Here is a 3,669-nt window from a genome sequence, read left to right as displayed (position 1 = left end):
ATGACTTTCGCCATATTCATCCACCCGGTAACTTTTTGATCTTTTATCCCGACGACCATCAGGCATGTAACTATAATATTCATAGATCAAAACTTTTTCACCATGAGGTAAAGGGATTGTTCTTGCAGGCAATCCCAGTCTTGCCTCAACCGTGTTCTCTTTTTCCGTAATAAGGGCATAACCGATTGCTCTATTCGTTAACCGGGTAGTTGATGTGCAAGCAACAAAACAAACCGACAAAACAATAACCATTAAGCTTTTTTTCACAACTCCTTGATCTTTGGTTTTCCTACAGGACTTTTCTACGAAAAAGGAAATGGAATTGTTGGAAGATTGAAATGAACAGCATGTTCTTCTGCCGCTCGTTTCCCAATGTAAACAAACTGACCGGGTGACTCAAAAGTCACCCGGTCAGTTCTCTGTTGATCTAAACTGGAATCCATCTATCTTCCTCTACGGGAGATACTATTCTCCTTAACCAATCTGCACTTCAAAATGTGAGGACATTAGCACCGGTAATGCTTTTGTCGATGAGGAAAGCCCCCAGGTTGAACCACTGTTGTACACGATCGAGGATCCAGCCATCCGACGAAATAACAATACCGGGACTCTGACTGAGTATTTTATCCGGATTGAAAACCAGCTCCACCGTCCAGCCAAATTCGTTTTCCTGACTAATCTCCAATAGGCGTGTTTTTAATCGTCCACTGTTCGAAACCGGTTGATCTAAATACCATTTTACAGAATTTACCTCCAGCTTCTTCAAGCTATTTCCAACTAACAGAATAGCATTCTCTGTTTTAATCACGCGTTTGTAGGAACCATGAACGCTCGCCAGGTCGCGGAACAAGCCATCCCGTCCTTTAAAAACATAGGCCCCCGACAGCACACTCTCCAACAGGATTAGCAAGTTAAATCCGTCTATCTCAACAAGCTTGTCTTTCAATTCAACTGCAGTGCAACTTGTTTTATTTCGGCTTAGGATTTCCTGATCGCTGCAACTTACTCTCAACACCGCCATTCGTTGCCGTTTGTGTAGTTTATACCGATTCCCAACCAGCTGTAATGCGGCGCTTTCGCTATACCCCCGACTCAACAAATAACACAAATCATTGACTGCATCCGTAATTAAAGGATGCTTCTCCGGAGCAAACCACTTATCATCGCTCGCTTGTTTACCTCTGTTTCTTGTATTCAAGGGTTCTGCCTTTTTTAAAAGTCTTCTGAAGCCGGCTTATTTATGACTGCGCGCCCGGCTCTTTTCTTTATTACGAACATAGATGAGCTTATACCTACCCTTTTGATTTTCCCGTTGCTCAATCTCAAATTTACCGGTTGAACTAATCAACGGAGTTAACTTTTGAAAACCATAATTCCGGGGATCAAAGTTCGGTCGCTTTTTTTGCAGCAAGCTACCAACATCGCCCAGAAACGCCCAGCCTTCATCATCCGACAGGTCGTTAATCGTATCGGCAATCAGTCTGATGTCTTTGGCCGTGATCTTCTCAAACGATTCTTTCTCGGTTCCCTTTTCTTCTTCTGATTCTTTCTCCTTCGCTTTGTTTTTCAAAATTTCAATATAAATGAACTTGTCGCAGGCAACGATAAACGGATTCGGAGTCTTTTTCTCACCAATACCAATCACCTGCATACCAGCCTCACGTAAGCGGGTTGCCAGGCGTGTAAAATCACTGTCGCTCGATACAATACAAAAGCCATTCACTCTTTCAGAATATAAGATATCCATGGCATCAATAATCATAGCAGAATCGGTTGCATTTTTCCCGGTTGTATAGGCATATTGTTGGATGGGTGTAATAGCATGCTCCAGAAGCATGTTTTTCCATTTCGAGAGACTGGGATTTGTCCAGTCTCCGTATATTCGTTTAATGGTTGGATTACCATATTTGGCAATCTCTTCCATCATCTCTTTCACATAGGCAGAAGGAATATTGTCGCCATCAATTAGTACAGCTAGATTTACATTCATTGTTTCTTCTTGTTTTTCCGGTTCTTTTTGTTCGGCAGGCATCGAATGGTTATTTCCTAAATTTACAAAATCAGAATTGAATTAATCATACCCTACGAAAGGAATCGCATAACACCGGCAGAATTGCCATCAAGCACCCCCGGGTTAAGCCCGATTTGTTCGGATATAAATAGAAATAACTTTTCAGCTGCCGGAAATTCGATTTCCCGTAAGGGAATCAATGAATCCCCTACGGGGAAAGGAAATCAATGAAGCTTCCGATGCTATTGTTATCTTTTCCCGATGGGAAAGTGTGTTCCAAACAACATACGAATCAAAGATTTGCGCTAGTGGGGGATTCACAACTGACGAGATGGATTTCCCATCAATTTATTTCAATGCTGTAGGAACAGTCGCTTTTTCACCGATGACGATATCTTCGATCCCTACATTCTCCGTATTAACGATCGTCATGCCGTTTTTGGCTGATTGAACTTCAATGTTACGAAGTTGAACATTGCGCACTTTCTTTTCCGGATATCCCTGGATTACAATGGCGGTTCCACTTGCTTTCCGGCATTTAATATCCGAGAAACAGATATCCGAAATATCTGCAGGAAATCCGCTTCCTTCACCCAGGAAATTGGCGGTAATATAAAGGCAATCTTCAACCTCATCCAGTCGTAAATTTCGGACATAAACATGGGTTATAAATCCACCTCTGTCGGCATTGGTTTTAAAATAAATGCCTCGTTTTAAATAGCCGCCGGTTTTACAACTGTCAATATAGACATTCTTAATCCCGGCCGACATTTCGCTGCCAAGCACAACACCATGTAAACCCTTGAAACTACAATTTCGGATGACGATATTTTCACTGGGCGTGTCATTATTCTTCCGGCCTTCATGATCCCGACCGGCTTTAATGGCAATGTTGTCATCGCCGTTATCGAAGGTGATATCTTCGATCAGAACATCTTTGGCATATTCCGGGTCAATGCCATCGTTGTTATGGTTCAGCGATTTATATTTTACGCCGCGGACTGTAATGCTTTGAGACTTCAGCAGGTGCAGACACCAGAATGGTGAATTTTCGATGTGAATATTCTCAACCAGGATATTTTTACAATTGAAAAACTGAATCAACTGTGGCCTCAAAAAATGGCCTTCTCCAAATTTCCGATCCGTAAGGGGAATCCCCTGGTGATTCATATCGCGACTCAACATTTTGTCGGCCATTTCTTTTTCTTTATAGCTATCCCAAATCTTGTCGCCTTCACCATCAATTGTTCCTTTGCCGGTAATCGCAATGTCGTGACAATCGTAAGCATAAATAAGCGGGCTGTAATTAAAGAGCATGGTCCCTTCCCAACTGGTCAAAACTAAGGGCAGGTAAAATTCCGGATTATCGCTGAAACGAATTGTAGCTCCTTCTTCGACCACCAGCTTGACCTTGCTCACAAAGTGGATTGGGCCATCGAGTTTATAGGTGCCTTTAGGAACAATAATGGTACCTCCGTTGTGGCTTTTGCACAAAGCCATTGCCTTGTCAAAGGCAGGTTTGCAATTATGTACCGAATCGCCGATTGCCCCCAGGCTAACGACATTTATGTTGAAGGCAGGGATTTGGGGAAGTTGAATACGCGAAACGATTTCATCGACTTTGTCTGTGGGGAAACAATTATCCTGGGCATCAATGT

General features: G+C 42.6%; 4 protein-coding genes. All 4 read right to left on the bottom strand.

Going from position 1 to position 3,669, the window contains the following annotated elements:
- Positions 1-267: hypothetical protein (locus AC37HE_RS07145; protein WP_500782118.1), on the bottom strand; the 267-nt coding region annotated here is incomplete at its 3' end.
- A gap of 223 nt (positions 268-490) precedes the next feature.
- Positions 491-1,198, bottom strand: a complete 708-nt coding sequence (locus AC37HE_RS07140; RefSeq protein WP_500782117.1) for a DUF434 domain-containing protein — start codon at positions 1,196-1,198, stop codon at positions 491-493.
- A gap of 36 nt (positions 1,199-1,234) precedes the next feature.
- The gene (locus tag AC37HE_RS07135; RefSeq protein ID WP_500782116.1) at positions 1,235-1,990 is read right to left on the bottom strand and encodes an NYN domain-containing protein; all 756 of its coding nucleotides are present in this window, start codon (positions 1,988-1,990) and stop codon (positions 1,235-1,237) included.
- 369 nt (positions 1,991-2,359) lie between these two features.
- Positions 2,360-3,669 (bottom strand): glycoside hydrolase family 28 protein (locus AC37HE_RS07130; protein ID WP_500782115.1); only part of this gene is annotated, 1,310 nt, incomplete at its 5' end.

It is taken from the genome of Mangrovibacterium sp. (assembly GCF_059905295.1).
Note: the sequence above shows the minus strand (reverse complement) of the source record. Positions and strands in the feature narration are given on the sequence as shown.

Coding starts and splice junctions, on each gene's coding strand:
- AC37HE_RS07135 (WP_500782116.1), bottom strand. CDS start 1,990: ATGAATGTAAATCTAGCTGTACTAATTGATGGCGACAATATTCCTTCT.